This is a genomic window from Bacillus sp. SB49 (assembly GCF_000469135.2).
GTDB lineage: Bacteria > Bacillota > Bacilli > Bacillales > Halobacillaceae > Halobacillus.
Genome location: NZ_CP048117.1, coordinates 1,435,104 through 1,458,287 on the forward strand (window position 1 = coordinate 1,435,104; position 23,184 = coordinate 1,458,287).

At 40.2% G+C, this 23,184-nt stretch carries 21 protein-coding genes; 15 read left to right on the plus strand and 6 right to left on the minus strand.

What is annotated here, in order from left to right:
* Positions 1 to 5: 5 nt before the first annotated feature.
* Together M662_RS07565 and M662_RS07570 are read left to right on the plus strand one after the other, a co-directional pair.
* Complete coding sequence (locus M662_RS07565) at positions 6 to 5,678, plus strand: GH32 C-terminal domain-containing protein (RefSeq protein ID WP_051348970.1); 5,673 nt, start codon at positions 6 to 8, stop codon at positions 5,676 to 5,678.
* Between the two features lie 144 nt (positions 5,679 to 5,822).
* Positions 5,823 to 6,128 carry a hypothetical protein gene (locus M662_RS07570; RefSeq protein WP_026578558.1) on the plus strand — a complete coding sequence of 102 codons (306 nt, stop codon included), beginning with the start codon at positions 5,823 to 5,825 and terminating at the stop codon, positions 6,126 to 6,128.
* A 94-nt stretch (positions 6,129 to 6,222) separates the two neighbouring features.
* On the opposite strand, the gene M662_RS07575 is transcribed toward M662_RS07570, so the two are convergent.
* Together M662_RS07575 and M662_RS07580 are read right to left on the minus strand one after the other, a co-directional pair.
* Positions 6,223 to 7,080, minus strand: coding sequence for a hypothetical protein (locus tag M662_RS07575; RefSeq protein ID WP_026578559.1), 858 nt, complete (start codon positions 7,078 to 7,080; stop codon positions 6,223 to 6,225).
* Entirely contained in the window at positions 7,067 to 7,999 is a 933-nt protein-coding gene (locus M662_RS07580) for a WD40/YVTN/BNR-like repeat-containing protein (RefSeq protein ID WP_026578560.1), read from the minus strand. Before M662_RS07580 ends, M662_RS07575 begins: the two co-directional genes overlap by 14 nt.
* A gap of 280 nt (positions 8,000 to 8,279) precedes the next feature.
* On the opposite strand from M662_RS07580, the gene M662_RS07585 reads away from it, so the two are divergent.
* From M662_RS07585 to M662_RS07595, 3 genes are all read left to right on the plus strand, one after another.
* Positions 8,280 to 9,509 (plus strand): MFS transporter, encoded by a 1,230-nt coding sequence (locus M662_RS07585; RefSeq protein ID WP_026578561.1) that lies wholly within the window; start codon positions 8,280 to 8,282, stop codon positions 9,507 to 9,509.
* A gap of 263 nt (positions 9,510 to 9,772) precedes the next feature.
* A complete protein-coding gene (locus tag M662_RS07590; protein WP_026578562.1) occupies positions 9,773 to 10,612 on the plus strand; it encodes a hypothetical protein in 840 nt (279 codons plus the stop codon).
* Between the two features lie 248 nt (positions 10,613 to 10,860).
* The gene (locus M662_RS07595) at positions 10,861 to 11,415 is read left to right on the plus strand and encodes a class I SAM-dependent methyltransferase (RefSeq protein WP_026578563.1); all 555 of its coding nucleotides are present in this window, start codon (positions 10,861 to 10,863) and stop codon (positions 11,413 to 11,415) included.
* 138 nt (positions 11,416 to 11,553) lie between these two features.
* Here the strand turns inward: M662_RS07595 and M662_RS07600 are convergent, their stop codons facing one another.
* The gene (locus M662_RS07600; RefSeq protein WP_026578564.1) at positions 11,554 to 11,976 is read right to left on the minus strand and encodes a hypothetical protein; all 423 of its coding nucleotides are present in this window, start codon (positions 11,974 to 11,976) and stop codon (positions 11,554 to 11,556) included.
* A 328-nt stretch (positions 11,977 to 12,304) separates the two neighbouring features.
* On the opposite strand from M662_RS07600, the gene M662_RS07605 reads away from it, so the two are divergent.
* The 4 genes from M662_RS07605 (at position 12,305) to M662_RS07620 (ending at position 16,198) form a co-directional block, all read left to right on the plus strand.
* Entirely contained in the window at positions 12,305 to 13,210 is a 906-nt protein-coding gene (locus M662_RS07605) for a phosphotransferase (RefSeq protein WP_162129285.1), read from the plus strand.
* Between the two features lie 111 nt (positions 13,211 to 13,321).
* Positions 13,322 to 13,528 (plus strand): hypothetical protein, encoded by a 207-nt coding sequence (locus M662_RS07610; RefSeq protein WP_026578566.1) that lies wholly within the window; start codon positions 13,322 to 13,324, stop codon positions 13,526 to 13,528.
* Positions 13,529 to 13,966: 438 nt separating this feature from the next.
* Positions 13,967 to 14,167 (plus strand): hypothetical protein, encoded by a 201-nt coding sequence (locus tag M662_RS07615; protein WP_026578568.1) that lies wholly within the window; start codon positions 13,967 to 13,969, stop codon positions 14,165 to 14,167.
* 222 nt (positions 14,168 to 14,389) lie between these two features.
* Positions 14,390 to 16,198, plus strand: a complete 1,809-nt coding sequence (locus M662_RS07620) for a M3 family oligoendopeptidase (protein ID WP_026578569.1) — start codon at positions 14,390 to 14,392, stop codon at positions 16,196 to 16,198.
* Positions 16,199 to 16,308: 110 nt separating this feature from the next.
* Here the strand turns inward: M662_RS07620 and M662_RS07625 are convergent, their stop codons facing one another.
* Complete coding sequence (locus M662_RS07625; RefSeq protein WP_026578570.1) at positions 16,309 to 16,500, minus strand: hypothetical protein; 192 nt, start codon at positions 16,498 to 16,500, stop codon at positions 16,309 to 16,311.
* 186 nt (positions 16,501 to 16,686) lie between these two features.
* On the opposite strand from M662_RS07625, the gene M662_RS07630 reads away from it, so the two are divergent.
* The 4 genes from M662_RS07630 to M662_RS07645 all read left to right on the plus strand — a co-directional run bounded on the left by M662_RS07630 (position 16,687) and on the right by M662_RS07645 (position 19,505).
* Positions 16,687 to 17,199 carry a DinB family protein gene (locus tag M662_RS07630; RefSeq protein ID WP_035388481.1) on the plus strand — a complete coding sequence of 171 codons (513 nt, stop codon included), beginning with the start codon at positions 16,687 to 16,689 and terminating at the stop codon, positions 17,197 to 17,199.
* 108 nt (positions 17,200 to 17,307) lie between these two features.
* Positions 17,308 to 17,655, plus strand: coding sequence for a hypothetical protein (locus M662_RS07635; RefSeq protein WP_008640393.1), 348 nt, complete (start codon positions 17,308 to 17,310; stop codon positions 17,653 to 17,655).
* A 417-nt stretch (positions 17,656 to 18,072) separates the two neighbouring features.
* On the plus strand, positions 18,073 to 18,543 hold the full coding sequence (locus tag M662_RS07640) for a tetratricopeptide repeat protein (protein ID WP_051348971.1): 471 nt from the start codon (positions 18,073 to 18,075) through the stop codon (positions 18,541 to 18,543).
* A 173-nt stretch (positions 18,544 to 18,716) separates the two neighbouring features.
* On the plus strand, positions 18,717 to 19,505 hold the full coding sequence (locus tag M662_RS07645) for a hypothetical protein (protein ID WP_026578573.1): 789 nt from the start codon (positions 18,717 to 18,719) through the stop codon (positions 19,503 to 19,505).
* A 1,115-nt stretch (positions 19,506 to 20,620) separates the two neighbouring features.
* On the opposite strand, the gene M662_RS07650 is transcribed toward M662_RS07645, so the two are convergent.
* Both M662_RS07650 and M662_RS07655 read right to left on the minus strand, forming a co-directional pair.
* Positions 20,621 to 21,091 (minus strand): DinB family protein, encoded by a 471-nt coding sequence (locus tag M662_RS07650; RefSeq protein ID WP_026578575.1) that lies wholly within the window; start codon positions 21,089 to 21,091, stop codon positions 20,621 to 20,623.
* 703 nt (positions 21,092 to 21,794) lie between these two features.
* A complete protein-coding gene (locus M662_RS07655; protein WP_035388483.1) occupies positions 21,795 to 21,974 on the minus strand; it encodes a hypothetical protein in 180 nt (59 codons plus the stop codon).
* Between the two features lie 181 nt (positions 21,975 to 22,155).
* Here M662_RS07655 and M662_RS07660 point away from each other — a divergent pair, with 181 nt between their 5' ends.
* Positions 22,156 to 22,689: a GNAT family N-acetyltransferase gene (locus tag M662_RS07660; protein WP_051348972.1), complete on the plus strand. Its 534-nt coding sequence runs from the start codon at positions 22,156 to 22,158 to the stop codon at positions 22,687 to 22,689.
* A 181-nt stretch (positions 22,690 to 22,870) separates the two neighbouring features.
* Entirely contained in the window at positions 22,871 to 23,155 is a 285-nt protein-coding gene (locus tag M662_RS07665; RefSeq protein ID WP_026578577.1) for a hypothetical protein, read from the plus strand.
* The last annotated feature ends 29 nt before the right edge of the window (positions 23,156 to 23,184 follow it).

Here is a 23,184-nt window from a genome sequence, read left to right on the forward strand (position 1 = left end):
ACTACTTGAAACGTGTAATCCGTCGTTCAATCCCTTTGTTGACGATTGCGGTTTTAATCCTGGCATTGTTTCCGACCTATCCAATTGCGGAGGAAGGGGGACAGGAGAGTGAAGCGGCTGCGATTGATGCCTACCGGTCCCAATTTCACTATTCACCGTCTGAAAATTGGATGAATGACCCGAATGGGTTGGTCTATTTTGATGGGGAATATCATTTGTTCTATCAACACAATCCGACAGGTAATCAATGGGGCCCGATGTATTGGGGGCATGCAATAAGCAAAGATTTAATCAACTGGGAGGAGCTTCCTATTGCTTTGTATCCCGATGAAAAAGGCTTTATCTGGTCTGGAAGTGTAGTCGTGGATGAGCAGAATACGGCAGGGTTCCAAGAAGGGGAACATGCGGCTATGGTCGCTGTGTTCACTCATGAGAAAGCAGGTCACCAAACCCAGAGCCTTGCTTACAGCAATGATAAAGGGCGGACCTGGACGAAGTATGAAGGAAATCCGGTCATCGAAATGCCAGAAGGTACCGATGTTTTTCGGGATCCAAAAGTATTTTGGCATGAAGGGACAGAAAAATGGAACATGGTAGTTTCCGCAGGACAGAGCATCGAATTTTACCAATCGGATAACCTGAAAGACTGGGAGCATACGGACACCTTCGAACGTCCTCCGGGTGCATCCGGGGTTTGGGAATGTCCGGATCTCGTAGAACTGTCGGTTGAAGGAGACGGCAGCGATAAGAAATGGGTGCTGATGATGAGTGTAAGTGAAGGTTCTTCTGCCGGTGGTTCCGGTATGGAATATGTGGTGGGAGATTACAATGGAGAATCTTTTTCCACAGAAATGAAACCTATCCCTTTGGATTATGGGGCAGACATGTATGCCGGAGTAACGTGGAACAACCTGCCGAAAGAAGAAGAACGGACGATCATGGTCGGATGGATGAATAACTGGCAGTATGGACAGGACATACCGACAGAAGGTTTCCGCGGAGCGATGTCCATTCCTCGGGAATTGAATCTCCGCACAACAGAAGAAGGTACATACCGGCTACAACAGCAGCCTGTATCGGAATTGGAACAGCTTAGAGGTGAAACCTTAGAGCGGAAGGAGGAAGTAGTGAAAGAAGGAACTCAAAAGCTCGGGGACTCTGTCAATGACCTGCTTGAAATAACCGCTTCCTTTGATATCAAACAGTCCTCCGCGGATTCTTTCGGGTTTACGTTGAAGAACGAAAATGATCAATCGACGACGATTGTGTATCACCCGAAAGAGGAGAAAATCGCACTTGATCGTACTTCATCAGGGGAGAAGGACTTCTCTGCTGATTTTGCAGCCGTCCATGAAGCGCCGCTGGAAGGAAAGGACGAGATCGTTCAGCTGAGAATCCTTCTGGATCGGTCCTCTGTGGAAGTGTTCGGGAATGAAGGGACAACGGTTCTGACCGACCAGATATTCAGAGACTTGTCGCCTTCCACACTGGAAATATTCAGTACTGGAGGAGAGGCGTATCTCCGTCATTTGACTGTTACGGATTTGAGCGCGGCTGATGTGGCACCTGTACCAACACCGGTTCCTGAAGATGTTCCGAACAACTTAGAAAATGGGAGCTTCGAAACGGGTGATTTAACAGGGTGGACGGCGAATGGAGACGCCTTTTCCCACGGTGTTTCTCAAACGGAATCATACTGGGACGGCAAACCTTTTGAACAGGAAGGAAAGTACCACCTTTGGGGTTTCTCTGAGGACGTGAATGACTCCGATTTCCGGACGGGAACGCTTCAGTCTGATCTTTTTCAATTAAGCGGGAAAGGACAAATCGAATTTCTGATCGGTGGCGGTCAGGATAAGGAACGCTTATATGTGGCGCTCGTCCGAGCGTCAGACGGTAAAGAACTCTTTAAAGCTACAGGAGCAAACGATGAGAAATATCGGCGCGTCTCCTGGGACGCCAGTGCCTATCTTGGTGAGAAACTTTACTTGAAAGTTGTTGACTACCATACGGATGGGTTCGGTCATATTAACGTCGATGATTTTAAGGTATATGCAGAGGGAGAGCCGATCAGAGATGATATCGAGAATGGTGATTTCGAAACAGGTGATCTAACAGGATGGACCGTCGTTGAAGGCGATGCTTTCAGCACGAAAGACGTAACCAATGATATGGACTGGGAATGGGGGGGACCGTTCCATCATCAGGGGGACTATCATTTGTGGGGCGCTAAAGATGGTGGAGACGGGCAGACCGGCATCCTTCGTTCCTCTTCGTTTATATTATCTGGGACAGGGAGGATCTCCTATTTGATCGGTGGAGGAAATGACCCTGATCGCTTATATGCAGCTCTTGTCCGGGCGGAAGATGATCAAGAATTGATGAAGGCAACGAATACGGAATGGGATGACTCCGAAGAATATTCGCAAGTCGTTTGGGATGCTTCGCAGTATGTAGGGGAAGAAGTGTATTTGAAAATTGTAGACAATTCGACGGAAGGGTGGGGACACATTAACGTAGACGACTTCCAAGTGAAGCAAACCGGGCTGCTTGCACATTGGTCGTTTAATGAAAAAGAAGGAAAGGTTACGAAAGAGGAAGTAAGTGGAGAGTCTGATCCTGTACAGTATGTGTTCAATGACGCGGTGTATAAAGCATCATCGGACCCGTTATGGAAGCCGGGGTTGGCGGGGGAGGCCTTGTTATTTGATGGGTATTCCACGTGGGTGACGCACGCAGACGAATCATTTGTCCAGCCGGAAGATGCCCTTACCATAGAAGGATGGGTAGCTCCACGAGCGTATGAGTGGGGAGATCTTAATCAAGTATCAGCGATCGTCAACAAGCATGACAAGGCAAAAGGGGAAGGGTTTATTTTAGGAATGGGACGTCACGGGAAACTTTCCTTCCAGGCAGGTATTAACGGCGAGTGGCAGGAGGTATCCACTAAGCCTGAACACAGGTTGGAAAAGGATCAGTGGTCCTATGTGGCTGCTACATTCGATAGGAATGATCAATCGATGAAACTTTACATGAATGGAGCGCTTGTCGGCCGTACAGAAACTCCGAATGGAAAGCTGTCCATGTCAAGTGAAGATTTGTTAATCGGTAAACACAACCAGGCGGCCCTTATTAACGGGGTGTTTGATGCCAACATGTTCAATGGTTTGATAGATGAAGTGAAGATTGCAAATGAGGCGAAGACAGCAGATGAGATCCAGCAGGAATATCAGTCCATGGTGGAGAACTTCCCTGACCAAACGCTCCCCGAACCTTCCATGGACTGGGATCGAACCCGCTACAATGGTGATCAGCATCGACCTCAATATCATTTTATGCCTCCGGAGCATTGGATGAACGAACCGCACGCACCGATCTATTACAATGGTAAATATCACCTATTCTATCAAAAGAACCCCCAAGGACCGTATTGGCACCACATTCACTGGGGGCATGCAGTAAGTGAGGATATGGTGCAGTGGGAAGAGCTTCCTACCGCTCTTGCACCTGATGCGGGAACGGTAGCACCGGACGGAGTCTGGTCCGGAAGTGCAACACTCGATGAGAACGGGGAACCGGTCCTGTTCTTCACAGCAGGGGATGACAGTAAATTCCCGAACCAAATGACGGGGCTTGCTGTTAGTGAGGACCCGGAAGATCCTGTATTGAAGGAATGGCGCATGCTGGATGAGCCTGTCACAGTACAGGAAGAAAACCTTCCGGCAGAAGAAGGCGACGTGATGTACGGTCAGTTCCGGGACCCATTCGTATGGAAAGACGGAGACACCTGGTACCAGCTGATGGGGTCAGGAATAGAACAAGTGGGTGGAACAGCCCTGTTATATTCTTCGAAGGATCTGGATAACTGGACCTACGAGAAACCTTTCTTTACCGGAGATGCAGAAGCTTATCCAAAAACCGGGGATGTATGGGAACTACCTGTCTTTCTCCCGCTTGGAAAAGATGAATCCGGAGAAGAAAAATATGCGTTCTTTATCAATCCATGGTTCGATGGATACAGCCCGCATAACGTCAAATACACCTTCTACTGGGTAGGCACGTGGGATAAGGAAACCTTAGCATTTGTCCCGGACCATGAAGAACCGAAAATGTTCGACTACGGCGAGCATTTCACAGGTCCAAGCGGCATGGTGGATGAAGATGGAACACCGATATTATTCAGCATTGCTCAAGACAAACGAAGCGAGCAGGAACATTACGATGCAGGCTGGGCACACAATGCTGGACTGCCTGTGGAACTTTCCTTGAGAGACAATAACGATCTTGGATTGCAGCCAATCAAGGAGCTGGAAGTATTAAGAGGGCAGTCCCTTGTTTCCTTTAAAAACAAAGGAATAGAAGAAGCGAATGAGAGGATAAAGGATGCGGAAGGCGACATGCTTGAAATAGTCCTGGATATCGATCCGAAGCAGGCGGATAAAGTGGGTATCAAAGTACGTCAGAGCGCAAATGGAGAAGAAGAAACGCTCATCTATTACGATAAGACGAAAGAGACGTTTGCGATGGACCGCAACCGATCCAGCATGGATCCGGATGTAAATAAAGGCGTCCAAGGTGGCGAGTTGAAATTGAACGGAGAGCGTTGGCAGCTTCATCTATATTTGGATCGTTCCATGGTTGAAGCATACGCCAATGGACAGAAAAGCATCACTTCCCGCGTCTATCCTACAAGGTATGACGCACTGGGCATAGAGCTTTGGAGTGAAGGGGGCGACCCGGAAATCGTGTCCATGGACGTCTGGGAAATGAAAGGTGCTTTCGGTGAAGCTGCCCCGGTTTACGAAAAAGAAACCGAAGCGGTCCCATCACATGGCGAGCTTGAAAACCACGATTTCCAAACCGGTGATTTAACGGGGTGGAACATCGTAGAAGGAGACGCCTTCTCTGATGCGCATGTTACAAAGAAAGCCGACTGGGGCTGGGGGGGACCGTTTGACCAGGCCGAAGACCGAATAGATCCTGAGCGTCATCACCTTTGGGGATTCCTTGATTCAAGCGGCGGCGACGCGGCTACAGGCATTTTAGAATCACAGATCTTTGAACTTGGAGGGGATGGAAAGATCGACTTTCTAATAGGCGGTGGCAGCAATATTGATCAACTATCTGTCTCCCTCGTCCGGACCTCGGACGGAAAAGTACTGAAGGAGGCAACAGGAAGAAATCAGGAAACCTACCACCGAGTTAAATGGGATGCTTCGGAGTACGTAGGAGAAAAACTCTTGATGCGGGTAACGGACAAAGCACAAGGAGGATGGGGGCACATTAATGTCGATGATGTCAACGTCCCTGTCGCCTTGAGTGAAGAAGAAAAAATCCTCGATAAGCTGAAGGAGATGGACCTGCAGAGCGGAAAAGACCTTGATGAGAAAATTGAATTCTATCAAGATACAGAAGAGAAAATAGAGGAAAAGGAAGCTGCGTTCATTTCCGTTAAGAAAGAAATGATAGACTTTCTTGAGAAGCAACTGGAAAAGAAGAGGAAAGAATACGATCTTAGTTCAATCCAGCTCCACTTTTATGTGAAGCATGCGATCGAAGAAACAGGGGCCCGACAACCTTCTGATGCAGGAGAAGTCCAGAAGTATGTAAGGAAGAGAGTGAACAAACATGCCACTGGGAAACAAGTTCGTGGTGCTATCCAGAAATACTTGAAATAAGAGGAAAGGTTCTGTTCCGGGTGGGACAGAACCTTTTTGTGAATAAGCGGTTTTCACTAATAGATTTGTTTATTTGGCGTGGATATGTCACAATAATTTGTAATTAATATACAATTATGTAAGCTATTTTTAAGGAGGGATTGTATGGATGTAGTCATGTGGTTATTGCTTGCAGCAGTCTTAATCCCAGCAAACATATACGCAGTCAAATGGCACAGGAGCGGGGGGATTCCTCTCTGGGCTTCGGGTCTTTTCACAGCCGTTTTGGGCATTGGACTCGGCTTTGCTGCTGGTTTGGTCCTGGTGGGTATCGGGGATTCCGGCCAAGGCGGGGGCTTCATGGCAGCTTTTATAGGTCTTGTTGCCGTAGGGAATGGTTTGCTCCTTTTTTTCATGGGGCTTGTATTGGTGATCGGGAAGCAATTCAATAAGAAGGATACGCCGGTATAAAGGAAGAATAACGGTTCGTAGATAAAAGAGGAGGAACTCCATGAAATTGGAAGTTCCTCTTCTTTGGTTGATCGTATGAACTCTATGCAACCTTTTAATAGGGTACTTCCCCCGCATAGTTTAACAGGATCGGTTCATTGTCTGTCATGGTCGCTTTATACAGGGTGATGTTTCCTTCCGGCGGTTCCGGGTCGTTTGAATGGCTTAGGAAGTTTTGGTTTAAAGCGATGGTCCATGCGGCTTCGCCATCTTTCAGCAGCACAATGGCCGTTGTACCGAATTGTACGGCTTTTTTCGCTTCGTAGGTTTCGGTCCTGCCGTCCTCTTTTATCGTTATTCCATCCGGACCGCTTGTGATGTGCGTGTTCTCTCCGGACCACTGTCCATACATAGAAGCGGACACATAAGAATAGGAGAGGTCGTTGTCCCGTGAACCATAGGTCCCTATATATTGGTGAATCGTGTCATCCTTTGCTTTGTAGGTCACGGCCGCTATATCATGATCCAGCCACTTCACTTGGAAGTCCTTTTTGGTTTCGTATGGGAGTTCATCCTGTGCCCGGGCGAGGATACCGAAAGCTGTCCGGTAATAGGTGGTTTTTCCTGTATCTTCATCTTCTTTCAGGACTAACGTATGCTTCCAATCCGGTGAAAAATCGGTTATTTGATGAATATGTCCGCTCTGTTTGACCATCATGACCATTTGGAAAGTAATCAGGCAGATGGTAAGTGCCAGGACGATCGGCAGGCGTATTTTCGTTGCGCGGAATAAAAGAAGCGCCGTGCCTGCGAGACAAATAATGATGATGCAGTTGACTACGTAAAAGAGGCGCATGTCTATGTATTCCACTCTCAACCTGGAATCGAGGAGAAGATAAGCCCCCTGCATGAGGAACAGACCGGCAGCTGCGAGCGGGAGAATGATTTTCATGACTTGTTTAAGTTGTTTCATCTGGTTCCACCACCTTATCAAACGTCCACGTCTGTCCACCGTCTTCGGAAAGGAATTTTCCTTTAACGAGTCCTCCTTCATAATCGCCGTTCGGCCCCTGTCCAATATGGATGGCTAAATGATCCTCTTCTTGGAAGGGCATCTCTGCCGTCACGAATACCCCGCTGTATTCCGGCGGGGCGTCGATAGCGGACTGCTCCCAGCTGTCTCCGCCGTTCTGCGTGACGTACAGGGTCGGTTCCTGCGGGTTAATCGTTCCGTAGGAGAGGAAGGCAGTTTCATCGTCGATGGCTCCTCCGTCATAGACGAGGCGTTCTGTATCCGGGCGGCCGATATCCTGCCAGGTTCGTCCGCCATCCGTGGTGAGATAGATGGCGGTGAGTTCGCTTGACATGGTCCGGCCACCGGAGAGAACGGCATACCCGAAATTCTCTGTAGGGAAAGCGATTTTCCTGAAACGCAGGCTGTAAAACTCATCGGTAATCGTTTGTTCCTCCCACGTCTTTCCGTGATCGAAGCTTGTAAGAAGTTTGACCGGCTCCGGTTCGTTGCTGGTGGCTTCGATATAAACGAAGGAGGTGCGGTTTTGGTCAAACGCGTAGCTGCCATCGATCAGCTGCTGTCCGCTTCCATTGTATTCGCCGTTAAACAGCATGGCGGTATCGAGGGGCACATCCTGCCAATGGTCCCCGCCGTCGTATGATATGAGCGGCTGCTCCTTTTCCAAAGAATAGGTGACGTCGCCTTCCGTATATCGTGACCCGTAGGATACCGTTTCTGATGCCCCGGCATCTTCCGCGGCCTCCGTTTTTGGTTCTGCTACAGGTGCTTGCGGGACGGTCGTCGTCTCTATGAAAAAGGGACCGGCAAGGAGACCGATCATCATAAACCCCGACATGACGATAAAAAGCTTCTTCATGTTTATCCTTCCTTCTCCTTCTTTCAGGTAAAATCTAACAATTTTTCATTCTACTGCATCCGAATACGATTGGCAATCCGTTCCTTTCCATTATGTTACAATGGAGAAAGATTGTTAGATTAACCTATACGGTTTCCTTTTTCCTGCCCCCACTTGCTGCGCAGTCCATTTCTTAGAACGAACAACGCTCGGGAAGATACCACAGGGGAGGCTGGTCCAATGTAAATAACCCTTTTTTAAATCATGGCATTCGAAAATGATGAAAAAGGGGTAGGAAAAAATGAAATCCGTTTCTTTCCGGTCCTTATGGATCGGGCAGGCTTTTGCTAATCTTGGAGATGTTTTCTATATCGTCGGTATGATATCGATGATGTACTCGGTGTCACAGTCCGCTTTCTTCCTGGCGCTTTTGCCGTTCATTAATACGGTGGGGCGCTTTACGAGCGGGTATTTGTCCCCGCTTTTGTTCGATAAATACCGGTTGAAAAGTCTGCTTTGCTTTTCGCAGATCAGTAAGACTGTCGTGTTCTTCGGGCTGGCGTTATGGCTCACGTGGACGGATGGTGTATTCAGTTTCGTCCTATTCGGCGTGTTCCTGCTCGCTTTTCTCGACGGCTGGGCGGATCCGGCAAGCAGAGCGATGCTGCCGAGACTTGTCGGGAAGGAGGAAATCGTCCGGGCGAACAGCCTCTTTTCTGTCGTTAGTCAAGTCATCCAACTGGGAGGCTGGGCGCTCGGCGGGGTTCTCGTTGCGTGGCTGGGAGGTCGTTCCGTCCTATGGATTACGTTCCTTCTGTTTGTGGTTGCTTCAGGACTGATGCTCCTGATCCGTGATCGCACGAATGTGGCTGTCGGTACAGGGGGAGCCCCGGCTGCGTCGGTGTTGAAGCGAGGGTGGCAGGCGATTTGGCAGACGCCGGTTTTCCGGTCGATTCACATCGTTCTTTTCCTTGAATCGATGGCCAATGTCGTATGGATTGCCGCGATCATCTATGTGTTCGTCTCTGAAGTCCTTGATAAATCGGAAGCATGGTGGGGGTATATCAATACGACCTTCTTTATCGGCCTGCTGCTCGGCGGCCTGCTAACTGCGGTGTATGCAAGGCTGATGGAACGGCATCTGTTTCGAATGCTGCTCTGGTCGGCCATCGCTGTCAGCATCTTCACCGTCGTCTTCGGTTTGAACCGTGCTGCCATTATGGCGCTCGTCCTGTCTGTTCTCTTCGGCATCTGCGAACAGATCAAATCGATCGCAATGGAGACCTATCTTCAGAAGAAAGCCGAACCGGAAGATCTCCCGAACATTTACGGCGCGCAGGGAGCGCTGACTTCGCTGACGTTCGGTATTGCCTCTTTAGCCATGGGAGCCTTGGCGGAGGCGTTCGGTGTACAGAGCGTCTTTTTGCTGGCAGGAGGACTGCTGGCAGCATCGGCCGGGTATCTCTTTTTCATGAGAGGGCGATTTCTGGTAACTCTTAAATCGGAGCATCAAGAGGAAAAAACGGTGTAAGGATGGATTAGAGCGGCAGCCCGGGTTGTGGGAGCTGCTCTTTTTTTTAGTTTGTGGTTGATATGGAGCATTTGAATAAGTGTTCTGTAAAGGGTTATTTGTTCCTCGAAGTGGATGTTTATCTCGGAACTGAGTCTTTCGCTAAAGGGCAGGTTAGTTGAAGACTCAGTTTCGAGATAATTTTATTTTTCCGATAACTGGAAGAGTGATAGAATATTTCTAAAGTGTATAGTAAGTTAAATGTAATAACGGGGGTGATTTTCTTGAGGACATTATTAAAAATTGACTCTAAAGATGGAGTATCTATTACTTTCCTACGTCCTTTTTCTGATGAAGAATATGAAGCACTTACAGGTCCAATGAGGATAGAGAGCTTTCATCGGACCAATGTGCAAATGAGGGATATTGTTCGAACGAATGGTCAGGAACTTGAGGATTTTATATTAGATATTAAGAATAACAGAGAGTCTTATAAGCAAAAAGATCACCAATTATTAATTGAAGCAAATCGCTTACTTCTAAATTTTTTATCTAGTTTTACTACATTTATTGATCATTGTAAAAGGCAGTACAGCATCCATTTAGATGTACTTAAGGAAGAATTTGAACAAAGAGACCGGAAGTATTTCGACCAATATTTCGAATATCGATTCTTTAAACAAATGCGAAACATTATTTCGCATATCGCTTTTCCTCTTTCTAAGACACGCCTAGACAAAGAAGGTTTCCATATCATAATGGTAAAAAAGGAGCTTTTGAAATTTGATTGGAAAAGAGTGGTTTCAAGAGATATTGAAACTTTCGAAGAAGAAATCGATGTACTACCAATGATCCAAAACCTCTGTGAACAGGTAAAGTGGTTAAGTTTTGATATTATGTATGACTACAAAGAAAAGATTATTGAAGCATTTGAGGCTTATCAAAAAGTGGCTACAGAAGTGCAAGGCGAATTCGGGTTCAGTGAGGCTGGGTCATTCGAAGAGTTAAGGAGATTAGAAAAGCCTAGAATACAACCATTTTCTATATCTCAAATTCATAAAGCCATTCAAGATTTAAATGAGCATCCAAGGATCAAAATAAGAATTACCCATCAATCTGAATGAAACTAGCTGTCTTATTCATAATTAATCGAACTTCATTAAGTTCCTAGAAAAGTATTTTGTTTTAAATTATGTTTAGTTTTAAACTTAAGAGCGCTAAAAATCGTACTCCACAAAATATATCTCGAATTCAAGTCTTCCGTTCTAGGGGCGATTGCTTAATAGAGTGTTCGCTATATTACATAAGTTCAGGTGGGAATTCAGCTGTTCCAACTAAAGAAGCCGGAAACTCATATAAGGAGTGATTATAAATGCAGGGGAAAAATATTAAGCTTGTGATTGGTGCAGGAGAACATAACAATAATCCGGGTTGGATTCATACCCAGAAAGACGAAGTGAATTTACTAGATGAAGCTACCTGGGAAGCTAACTTTAAGATAAATTCAATTGAAGCCATTTTAGCAGAACACGTCTGGGAACATCTGACCTTTGAAGAGGGGATACGAGCTGCTGAGATATGTATTAAATATTTAAGAGAAGGTGGGTACGTCCGTTGTGCGGTTCCCGATGGATATTTTCCTGATGAAAAGTATCAACAAATCGTACAAGTTGGAGGTCCAGGACCAGCCGATCATCCCGCAGCGAGTCATAAAATAGTACATAATTATAATTCAATATCCAACATGTTCAAGAATGTAGGATTTGAAGTGAAATTACTTGAATATTGTGATGAAGAAGGGCAATTTCATGCGAACTCATGGAGTGGAAAAGATGGAGTTATCTTTCGCTCTAAACAATTTGATCCTAGAAACCAAGGGGAAGAATTAGCATTTCCATCGCTTATTATTGATGCCGTAAAGCCTTAATTATTTAATTAAATGCGAGCAATAAACGTAGTCTTTCCTTTTAAATATCTCGACTTCGAATCTTCAAGTAAAGGGGGTTTTAGTTGAATAAATTAAATAAGATAATCGGTTCCTGAATTTTGTAAAGGAACCGATTTTTTATGCATAATTTTCCTTAACGCTATATATTCGCATTTTCCTAACCTTTTCAATATATAACCTTGCCCTTTCGATGCCTTGGCCTCTTAAATCCTCTAATTTAACGCTTCCTTCTTGGGGATAACAAAATGAAACTATCACCCTCTCCAAAAAGGAAAATATGCTTGTGATTAATGATCCTCTCATAAGTTTAGGGAGATCATTATTGTACATTTGATGCTTTTCTAACCAGTCGTCAACTTCTTTCATCCAAGTATCATCATCTATATCATCAAGAGAAACCATTGTAGCTTCCTCAAAATATTTTATTGATTCTTTATTTAACTGTTTTTCTACATAAGATGAATACTCTTCAAACACTCGAATTTGCTTTAATACTATATGTTCATATGCGAAATATTTTAAAGCCTTATTATCTTCCAAGTTCATCCCCCTCTTACTAAAATTTAATACTATGCTCGACCTAATCTTCCACCATACTTAACCCTACACTTCTCTCCATATGAACAATCCTTTTATTCGGTTTTTTTATATATTTTACCATAATAGCGCTTCGCCAAATTATATAAGAGACACAAACTCCCAACATTGAAGGGATCCTCTCTTTGTTTGATAAATAAGACTATAAAGTGTTTTGCGGTTGTTGTTTGAAGGTAAATTTGAAATAATTGGAATGAATGAACGGAAGTTAACCAACTGCTGAATGAAAGGGTGGTTATTTTTGGAGCACTTTAAACAAAGGTTGGAAGAAATGAAATGGGTACCACTTCATATAGAATGCATTACTGGTGCACATGCGGGTGATATTTTCCGATTTGAAATTATAAATCAGAATGAGGAAAAGAAAAAATTTATTTATAAGGAATTTGCTGAGGGGAGAAACAATGAAATAGAAGTATATAAGAAGTTAGAAAATCATCTACAACCATTAACCAAGCTGGTTAAATGGTATGAGTCTAATCCGCAAGCCATTCTTATGGTTGATTTAGGAAGGCCTTTGAAAGATGATTTCATGGAATTACCTTTACATAGTAAAAAGAAGTCGATTGTATCTATTCTCCAACGACTTTCTTATCTATATAGCTTAAAGGTTGATCAAACCGCTCTAACCCTGGATACTCACTCTATTACATATGAATGGTCTGACTGGGCAATTGAACAATTAAAGTTATTGAATGCAAGACACGAATGGGCATCTGATTGGTCCAAATTTATAGAATATGCTTACCAAAAATTAAAACTAGGTGATTATAAAGTAAGAGGTCCTTTAACTCTCACTCATGGCGATCCTCACCTTGAGAATGTTTTTAGTTACGATAATGAAGTTTGGTTCATTGACTGGGAATGGGCTGCAATTGGTTCACCTTTAAGGGATATAACTATATTGTTGCAAGATGTATATGAGGAAGAACTGGTGCAGTACACATATAGAGCTTATAAAGAATTATTAGATAGTAAAAAGATATTGATAAGTAATGATGCATATAGAAGAGATTTTCACCATTTATATATAGATCATACAACAATGATGTTGGCATGGGAAATTGATAAGTATTTTCAGGGTTATACTTCAGAAGCAAGGATTAAGGAAATTGTAGAATTTAAGATGAAAGAAATTAAAAGGGTGGTCAATGAAGAGGCAGGCGTATCTCAATAGCGGTAAAATACGGACATGGGTATACAAGGGAGTGATTGAGTATCTTGATTTCGAGTCTTCCGTATAAGGGGGCTTTTCTTTATTAATTAATGTCCTCGGAGGTGATTATGTATGGAGAATCAAAGGTTATCAAAATTAGATATATGGCGAGAAAAATATGGAGCACTAGTAATTGCTTTAGCTTGTCTTTATAGTGCAATTAGCAGTTGGGGACAAAATTGGATCCTTACGAGTGTTTTAGTTTTCGGCACATTTGTCTGTGGAATATTTAGTTTCTTTGATATAAAGAGAGCTTTGATGGAAAAAGGTTCAAGGTAATAATTTGTCGCTAATGTGATCAAGATCATTCCAATGTAACCCTTATTGATAAAGGAAGATGGGCTAATATTATTTTGAAATCGAGTCTTACGTAAACGGGGGCAATTGCAAAATAGTCGAATGCTAGGTGGTGGGGTTTTGAAGAAAGGGACGTTATTAAAAATCATAGGTATTCCTGTTGGTGTATATGTTGTTACATCTTTATGTGAATTATTTTTTTGGAACGATATGACTCTAACAAGTAAGGCGATAATCATTATAATGACGACCATAACGTTATATCTCACAAACTTTACAAACTTTGTTAAAAAATATGAAAAAGATTAGTGATTCAAGCCATTTTTAAAATTGTATCTCGATTGTGAGACTTCAACTATTGGGGGCTTTACTGCAAAAAAGATTTTATTTATTAGAGCTTTTAGGTTTGGAGTGAATTAATTGAAAGACCCAGATGAGTTATCTAAAAAGGGAAGATATCAAAGAGGATTTGCAGTTATTTATCTTGTTGTATCCTTATTTTTTATAACAGTAGTATTAGAAGATGACTATAACGTTTTTATTGTTGCCGCCATCACATTATCAATATATGTATTAGTGAAATTTCTAATAGGTGTTTACGTAGACAAAATGGAGAGATAGCTATTATAAAGTGGAAATATATCTCGAAATCGAGTATTCACGAATCGGGGGCTTTAGTTGAATAAGCCTAACAAAAAGAACTTCCATAAAAATGGAAGTTCTTTTTGTTAGCATTGTCAAAGATAAATTTAAACAGAGCCAAAGCTTAAAATAACCTGGGAAGAGAAAAAATATTCTGTTATTCTGAATTATATGGAAATATTTATAAACGGAGGAGATTGGATGGAGGAATTCAGGTATCCAGAAAGATGGGAAATCAACTCAATTTTTGATGCTTCTTCAGATTCAACTGTTATACATAATCATTTAAAGGAGATAAATCAGGAAGTAACGAAGTTAGAGGTTCTTATTGGAAATATGGAATATTTTGAGGGTGGGGGCTATTCAGTTCACTTAAAGAAAACTATTCAAATAGTTGAAAAAACAAAAGCTGATTTATCACAGCTTTCTTCTTTCTTGACTTGTCGAAGTGCAGAAAATACCCAGGATCAACAAGTCTTTGGCTGGAAAGGAAAGTTTTATAAGTTAAGTGTGAAGTTTAATTCGTTAGTCCGTAAAGTACAAAAGTGGGTTGCTAATTTGAATGATGAGTCATGGAACGAAATTTCAAGAAACGAAGATTTAAAGCATTATCAATTCATACTTAAAGAATGGCGTCGGCAAGAACAAAAGGGATTACCTGAAAGAGAAGAAAAGACCATTGAATTACTGCTTGAAGATGGATATCACGCCTGGGGAGATTTGTATAAATCATTAGTAGCTGAAATAAGGCTTAAGATAAATATGAATGGAACTAGCGAGGAACTATCTATTGCCCAAACTAGAAATTTGCGCTCCCATCCTAAAGAGGATCTCCGTAGGGACTCTTATTTTACACTTAATAACACCTGGAAAAATAATTCAACAACTATTTCTACTATTATTAACCGAATTGCTGGTGTTCGGAGAACTATTAATGATCTGAGAGGGGAAAGCGAATTACATAAATCTCTAAGGAATAACAGAATAAAAGAGAGAACATTAGATGCCATGTGGAATGTGGTTAATCAGAATAAACAGCCTTTTGTTCGTTACTTAAATCAAAAATCAAAATTGCTAGGTAATAATTCTATGCGGGCCTATGATTTTTGGGCCCCAGTAAATAAAGAAGTTCAGTCAATCAATTACCAGGATGGTATAGAATTTATTTTAAATCACTTTCGAACACATAGTCCTGAATTAGAAGCGTTCTCTCGAAAAGCAATTCAACAAAATTGGGTAGAAGTAGAGGATCGTGCCAATAAGGCTGGTTATGCTTTCTGTGCTGGATTCCCTTCGTCGGGAGAGTCAAGGATTTTCATGACCTATGGTGGTCGTATTACTGATACACTTACTCTAGCTCATGAGTTAGGGCATGCTTTCCATAATCATGCTATGAGAGACGTGAACTATTTGAACAGAGATTATCCAATGACTTTAGCTGAGACAGCTTCAACTTACTCAGAAATGATTGTATTAAACGCGGCATTAAAAGAAGCAGAGTCACAGGCTCAAAAGTTATTTTTGATAGATGAAAAACTTAAGCGAAGTGTTATGAACTTTATGGAGATTCATTCAAGATTTTTATTTGAGAAAAATCTATACAAAGAGAGACAACACGGCTATGTTACTGTAGGTCAGTTAAATAAAATGATGAGAGAGTCTTTGGAGGAAGGGTATCAAGGATCTATGGACGACTTATCTGAATATTCCTGGGCTTCAACCCCACACTTTTATCACACAAAAAGTCCTTTTTATAACTTTCCTTACACGTTCGGGTATTTGTTGGCTATGGGCATCTACGAAAAAGTAGAGCAAGAAGGGTCAGATTTTGAAACTAAGTACATATCTCTTCTTAGGGATTCTGGCCGGATGAATGTAGAAGACTTGGTCATGAAGCATTTAGGAGAAGATATTACAAAAGAAGACTTCTGGGAGATAGGTATGCGTCGATGTGTTCAGGATGTTGAAGAATACATAAAAGTAAGTGAACAACTGTTTAGTCATCCATGAAATCTTAGCTGTGACGTATTTTGTAACTGAGGGATTTGATCAGTTTAATTAATTATCTCGACTTTAAGTCTTAAAAAAACGGGGGCGTTTGCTTAATAAAAGCAATCGTCCTATATTCTTAGGATTAATTGACTTAGTATAAACATTACAAGTAATACACCAATTCCTAACACGCTATATCCAATATGTCTACGTTCTGACAAGTACTCACCTTTAATAGCTTTCCAATCTGGATAGAAAAAGCTAATCACTCGGACAGCTATTATACCAAACATAACTAATACGGCAGCCATAATTTCCATTAGTAAAACTCCTTTTACATATCTAGTATCCTTTTCCTTTCTGGGTAAAACTAAAAGGAGTAAGTTTGTTGTCGTTTATAAATTTATCTTGAAACTGAGTTTTATAAAAACGGGGGCAATAGTTTAATTAAGAAGTAATAGTTACTCTCTGCTAAAACTTATCGATTAGGAAAGGAAGTGTTACAATTGGAAGCTAAAATAGAGCCATTAAAGGGATTTACTCCACAAATCGGTCACCTAGTATCGCAAATGAATTATGTGAGAAAAACAACGTTTGAAGCTGTATCAGGACTAACAACCTCTGAATTGGATTTTTTACCAAGTAACGATGGGAATAGTATTGGAGCCCTCTTATTACATATAGCTGCTGTAGAGAAAGGATTTCAAATAGAAATCTTTGAGGGTCGAAGACCAAACAATCAGGAAATGTTGGAATGGGGGTCTCCTTATAATCTTGGCGAAAAAGGAAGAAGAGACATTAAAGGATATCCATTAAAATTTTATATCACAAAACTTGAAGAAGTAAGACATAAAACACTTCAGAAATTGGCAACGTTGACTGATGATTGGTTATATGAAAACAGACTATGGGACAATTACTCCTCTAACAACTACTTCATTTGGTTTCACGTTTTTGAAGATGAAATCAATCATAGAGGGCAAATAAGAATGATTAGAAAAATGTTGCCACAAGAATAGTGATATATTTCATCGTAGATTATGCGAGTTTTTTAGATTATCTTGAATTCAAATCTTAAACAAAAGGGGGCAATAGCTGAAGAATGAAGTTAGGTAGGGGGGCTGTATTTGAACATAGATACTGATTCATTGGTTACTTTCCTTATTACGTGGGGAATACCAACTTTTATGGTTGTTAGAACTTATTTAAAAATGGATTCAGATGATAGGAACTCTGCAAAGAAGGATTTTAAATCGGCACATTTTGTTTTCACAATCGGGTCACTTGTAATAGGTTATTTTTTCGCTTCTATTGGAAATCTACTGACACTAAATATCATAAAGTTACCTGGGATTTTCTTAATGATCATAGCAGGTATTACAATTACGGTGGATATGTGGAGAAAAAATAAAGCTAAAAGTATGTTAACACCAATACTTATTGCAGTTGCAATCTTCTTCTTGATTAAACCGTAGTGACACAGTATTCATTTTTGTGCTAACGGAAGCGTTCGTTGAAATTTTGCTTAATATATCTTGAATTAAAGTCTTAATGAAACGGGGCTTTAATTAAATAATGTCTATCGCAAATTATGTCTTAAATGGTAGTGAAAGGAGGATTTTATGAGCTTTTGGACCTGGATAGCAATTGCTATCGCCTTGATCAGTGGAATACTTTTTTCTAACTCTTCTAAGAAAAAGACTGAAAGAAAACATATAGTTGCACTTACTTGGTTTATCATCGCAGTAATCTTATTTTTTGTATGGTGGTTTACACGTTGACTTAATACAGTTAATTAGTTCATAGCTCTATTTGAAGACATCTCGACACTGAGTCTTCAAGTAACGGGGGCGATACTGAAAAATGAGCGATTATTTGAAGGAGGTTAAATCTTGAAAGAGATAATCAAATTAATTGAAGATAAAGAATTTAAAACAGCTCGTGAAAAACTTCTCCCATTAGTTAGAGAAAGTACGAAAAATGCGGAACTAAACTATTACAGTGCAGTTTCACATGATGCTTTAGGTATGGAGCGAGAAGCTATACCTTTCTACGAAGCAGCTCTTTCTTATGGGATAAATGGAGAGTTGCGTGAGCGTACATATGTACAATTGGGTAGTAGTTTGAGGTGTATTGGTGAATACCAAAAAAGTAAGGCTATATTAGAAGAAGGAGAAATCGAATATCCAGATAATCTAGCGATAAAAGCCTTCTTGGCCATTGTTATGTACAATTTAAACGAAGAAGAAAATTCAGTTAGAAGTTTGTTGGAAACATTAGTTAAAACATCGTCCGATCCATGGATTAATAGCTACAGAAAAGCTATAGATTTCTATTCCGGCAAACTAAATCAAACATGGTGAAATATTCTGTTTTAAAGCAAATATCTTGATTTGAAGTTTTCCAGTATTGGGGGCTATCTTAAACAAGGTATCCCCCTCTATACTGATAATATTTATTGAGATATTACGCTTTATTTGAAATAATTGGGATGAGATGAACAGTGTCTATTAATTTTTATTTTGAGGTGGATTGAATGGAATACGCAGTTTCAGTAACAGATACGTCTTATACAGAAGAAATTGAAAAAAACGGACGACTCCTTTTAGAAAAACTTACCCATTTCTCACGTTCGCTAGAATCCATAACTACTTTTGGAACCCCGAGGGGAATCATTTTTCATGATTTGAAATCGGCTACGGAGCTTTATTCAACAATCCCTCTCCCAGCATATACATCAAGAGACTTAATACATATTAACCCGCTGATAGATACATGGAAGGACATTTTTTTATCAACGACTAGAGGGCTTGTAAAGGCTAAACAGTATTATAATGATCTTTCAATGGATGATATTGCTGTTATTGCAGCACATGAGTTAACTCACCATTCTGATTTTTTTAATTCTGAATTTGAAGATTGGGATGAAGAAGAGAATATGTGGTTTGAAGAAGGGATGTGTTTTTACATCCCACGTAAAATAATTTTATCAACGGAAAAATTCAATTCGATTATGGAGGTTGAGCGTAGTTTAATTGAGTTATATAAGGCAGACTATGGAGAATATACGATTGACCTTTTTGGTGAGTCTGGATATCGAGGTGGACATGACCTTGGTTATTCATCTGCTTTTTATGATTACTGGAGAAGCACTCATATCGTTCACGTATTGATTGATAAATATTGTGGTGGAGACATAGATAAGTTAATTAAATACTATAAGGATTGGGCAAATAATTCTTCTGAGATCAACCTCCAGAAGTTCTTTATTGAGAAGTTTAAACTATCTAAGCATGAAGCAAAGGAATTATGGTTGGGTGCGTAACCCTTTGAAATACTTTGAATTCAAGTCTTCAATAAACGGGGGCTTATATTTAATAAGAATAGCCATTAGATAACTTCGTGAAAGGAAGATTAAATGTACTTAGCAATAACTATAATATCTCTTGTTCTTTTGATACTTCTAGTGATTCTGAACCGTAAACAGCTATTTTCTGATGCAAACAATGCTAAGCTCCTCATAGTGATTTTCGTATTTCTTCCTTTGATGGTTATTGGAATAGTGGTAGCAGCATTTATATGATTACAATATAGGTGTTTTAATGTCTCGATATCAAGTTTTCCGTTAACGGAGGCGTCTATATAATGGTCTTAATGTAGCTGAAATACTCTTGTCTGGTCTATTTGAAGGAATTAGGGGGGGGGCAATTGGGAAAAGCTATAATAGTTTTTGTATTCCTAACTTTGTACGTCTTCAGTATGTGGTTAAGTATCATTGCATTTAAATATAAGAAATTTTTAGGTTATCTCATAACTTTTCTTCTACCATTTATCATAGGTATGTTATTTGCTTCAACATCTGTTTTTTTTATTTCACCTGTCTTATTAGTTAGTTTAATAACTTATCACTTTTTCGTGATAAAAACTAACGGAACATAAATTTATTTTACAGAGAACCTGACATTTGTGATTGATTATTATTGGATATAGAGTAAATAAATCTCGAAATCGAGTCTTCTGTTATAGGGGGCTTTATTATTAAAGAGGAAAGGAAATTTGATGAATTTCAGTTATGTGAAGTTTGAAGTGTTATTACCAGAAGAATACATTGTACCTTTACGTGACCAACTGAGCAATAATAAAGTATTAACTGTTGGAGAGTATGATCATGTAGTTCTTATACTGAAACCAAAGGGTACTGGAGGCCCCTAGAATCTTCAAACCCTTATTCAGGTGAAAAGAAAAAAGTAACATTTGGATCAAAGTGCAAAATGGAATTTAAGTTACCTTACAAGAAAATAGAGGAGCTTAGAATAATTACGTTAGCTTTTAGAATGATACTTTGATATGGAGTCTTAAAGTATAGTGGCCTTTAGTGAAGGTAAGATACATGATGTCTCGTACAAAAAGAGCCTTAGTAAAACTAAGACTCTTTAAGAATCAGTCCCATATGTCAGCTCTTTCAACACCAGCAGACCTTAAGTAATCTAAGAGTTGACCAGTATGTATAGATTCGTGATAAGCAATTCTCAATAGCATATCTCCTAGTTCTCGGATGTACCCGACATTGGATCGATCTATCTGTATGTTTGATAAATCATTTTCACTGAATGTGTGGATGGTCTTAATAAATTCATCCCTCAGAGACTGTGAAAAGTCGACTTCTTCCTCCGGAGATATTAACGGACGATTTGTAAACGGTGACTCAAAGTCAGGAACGCTACCCTGATTCTTTATAGCTAAATGGTAATAATGTTCTGACTCCAATACATGACGAATCATTTCTAAGCATGACATGGCGTTGATATCTGGACGCCAGTTATAGGCTTCTTCAGGAATTGACTTCCACACTTTGAGACTTCTTCTTCTAACTTCGTTTAAATTTAAAATAACCAAATCAATTGAATTCAATTTTTTCCCTCCTCTTCAATTATCATACTAGAACAAACGTTCTTTTGGAAGAGAGTAATTAAAGACGTAATTCGACGTTTTTATGTAACATATCTCAGTGTCGAGTCTTCCTGTGACTGGAACTTTTCAGGATTACAAAAAGATCTTGTTATTGCTTTTTGAGGTAAGGATTTAGTTGAATATAGAAATAATGTACTTTGGAGGAGGAGAGAAGGATTCAAGAGAAAATCAACTTGTGGTCATTTTTCTTTTCAATTATTTGTGTGATTTTGTTTCTAACAGTTTCTTTCTCAGGTTGGTTCAGTAATTCCAAAATGATGGGTATTCACCCTTTCATTTTAATTTTATTTATTACGCTATTTACATTTCTGGCTGGTGTATTTGGTTTTTCTGGTGTTAGAGACTGGAAGGGTATGGCAAGAAGTGTATTTTCAATAATAGTAACACTTAGTTTATCAGCGTTTCTGGGTTGTGTTTTACTATTTGGAAGTTTATTTAACTAATGAGTGTTAAAGAAAATAATAAGATATATCATGATATCAAGTCTTATAAACCGCGTGCAATTATCCAGCAAGGGTAGTCACTTCCTTACTCAGTATAGGGCAGTCAGTAAGCAACCGGACTTTGGTAAAGGGAAAAAAGATCTTTGGAAAATAAAAAGGCTACTTTCTAAAAAATAAAAGAACCAAAAAAGCTTGGTTCTTTAATCTCTCATGGATCCCGCCTCACGAGATGTCATGTCCCCTACACCTTTGCTTACATCCTGTTGAATTTCCTGTTTTACTTTTTTTGGATCTGTTCCTGAACAGCCTGCCTTCATCGTTGATTTCTGTGCCTCTTTTTGTTCCCCATTAATTCCGGGTGTTATCTGGTTCTTTTTCATTTACCAATCACCTCCATGTCAGTAGGTTTGGCAAGAAATTCAAGATTATCCCTAATTAGAAAAGCTAGCATTGTTTTTGAATGTGAATAGGAGGAATATGTAAAAAGTACTTAAATACATGTGATACTCTTGCAGTGTGCCTCTAAAATTGGCTAACGGACAGTATTTTAGAAGACATACAATGATAAAGGTTGTGCTAATGTTGCAAATATATTTTCGAACTAATCGTTTAATTGCAAGACAACTAAAACTTAGTGACCTCGAACAATTTCATACGATGCAAAGCAATATAAAAGTTATGAAATATACATTGGGAAGAACAAAAACAAAAGAAGAAAATGCTGCTGAATTAAAAAACATCATCAGTGAGTATACGCTGAGTGAACCGAACAAAATTGTTATGGGGTTGTCTGAAGTATCAGATGTAACTTGTACTTTAATAGGTACCTGCGCTATTACATCGCTTGATGAAGAGTTTAATGAGGTGGGGTACAGGTTGTTGGAAGAAAGTTGGGGAAATGGGTATGGACGTGAAATTCTGGAAGGTCTTTTGACATATTGCTTCGACGATTTGAAGGTAAAGAAAGTGAAGGCAGAAGTCGAAAAAGAAAATATCTACTCTGTTCGTATACTGGAGAGTTCTCTTTTGAATTATGTTAGAGAATACTATGAAGGGGATAATCTTGTACGCCTTTATGTCATAGAAAAGGATTGATTTTTTAAATCTCATCTAAACGATTTTCTAACTATTTGCAACATCAGTTGTATAAGACTATGAAGCAGTCACAAGAAATGATTTTCCATATCAGTTGTTAAACCTGTTTAACTGATGGAGCAGTAAACTTTAATAAGTAAAATGCGTTAGCGTTCAAATAACAATATATAGGGGTGTAGAAATGTGGGTAATATTTGGGGTTATTGCCATAGTAGTTACTGTTGTAAACCTTTTTTTGTATGCAGCAGGAAAGGATTATAAGCTTGCTATGGCGATGGCATTATCATTTACAGCATTAACAATTTGTGCAGATTACAGTTATCTAAATCGGTGGATAGAAGCAGAAGATTGGGCGGCTATATCGGATGTAGTACCTGGTATGACAACGGTATTTTGGTTTTTGACAATTGTCTCTATCTTACTGAATATATCACCTATACTTTTAGAACGAATAGGTAAGAAATAAAACGGGGTCTTTGTTGAATAAACCCTCGC

Coding starts and splice junctions, on each gene's coding strand:
- M662_RS07665 (WP_026578577.1), top strand. CDS start 22,871: ATGTGGGTAATATTTGGGGTTATTGCCATAGTAGTTACTGTTGTAAAC.
- M662_RS07570 (WP_026578558.1), top strand. CDS start 5,823: ATGGATGTAGTCATGTGGTTATTGCTTGCAGCAGTCTTAATCCCAGCA.
- M662_RS07655 (WP_035388483.1), bottom strand. CDS start 21,974: ATGAAAAAGAACCAGATAACACCCGGAATTAATGGGGAACAAAAAGAG.
- M662_RS07585 (WP_026578561.1), top strand. CDS start 8,280: ATGAAATCCGTTTCTTTCCGGTCCTTATGGATCGGGCAGGCTTTTGCT.
- M662_RS07620 (WP_026578569.1), top strand. CDS start 14,390: ATGGAGGAATTCAGGTATCCAGAAAGATGGGAAATCAACTCAATTTTT.
- M662_RS07645 (WP_026578573.1), top strand. CDS start 18,717: ATGGAATACGCAGTTTCAGTAACAGATACGTCTTATACAGAAGAAATT.
- M662_RS07595 (WP_026578563.1), top strand. CDS start 10,861: ATGCAGGGGAAAAATATTAAGCTTGTGATTGGTGCAGGAGAACATAAC.
- M662_RS07575 (WP_026578559.1), bottom strand. CDS start 7,080: ATGAAACAACTTAAACAAGTCATGAAAATCATTCTCCCGCTCGCAGCT.
- M662_RS07610 (WP_026578566.1), top strand. CDS start 13,322: ATGGAGAATCAAAGGTTATCAAAATTAGATATATGGCGAGAAAAATAT.
- M662_RS07660 (WP_051348972.1), top strand. CDS start 22,156: ATGATAAAGGTTGTGCTAATGTTGCAAATATATTTTCGAACTAATCGT.
- M662_RS07625 (WP_026578570.1), bottom strand. CDS start 16,500: ATGGAAATTATGGCTGCCGTATTAGTTATGTTTGGTATAATAGCTGTC.
- M662_RS07605 (WP_162129285.1), top strand. CDS start 12,305: ATGAAATGGGTACCACTTCATATAGAATGCATTACTGGTGCACATGCG.
- M662_RS07580 (WP_026578560.1), bottom strand. CDS start 7,999: ATGAAGAAGCTTTTTATCGTCATGTCGGGGTTTATGATGATCGGTCTC.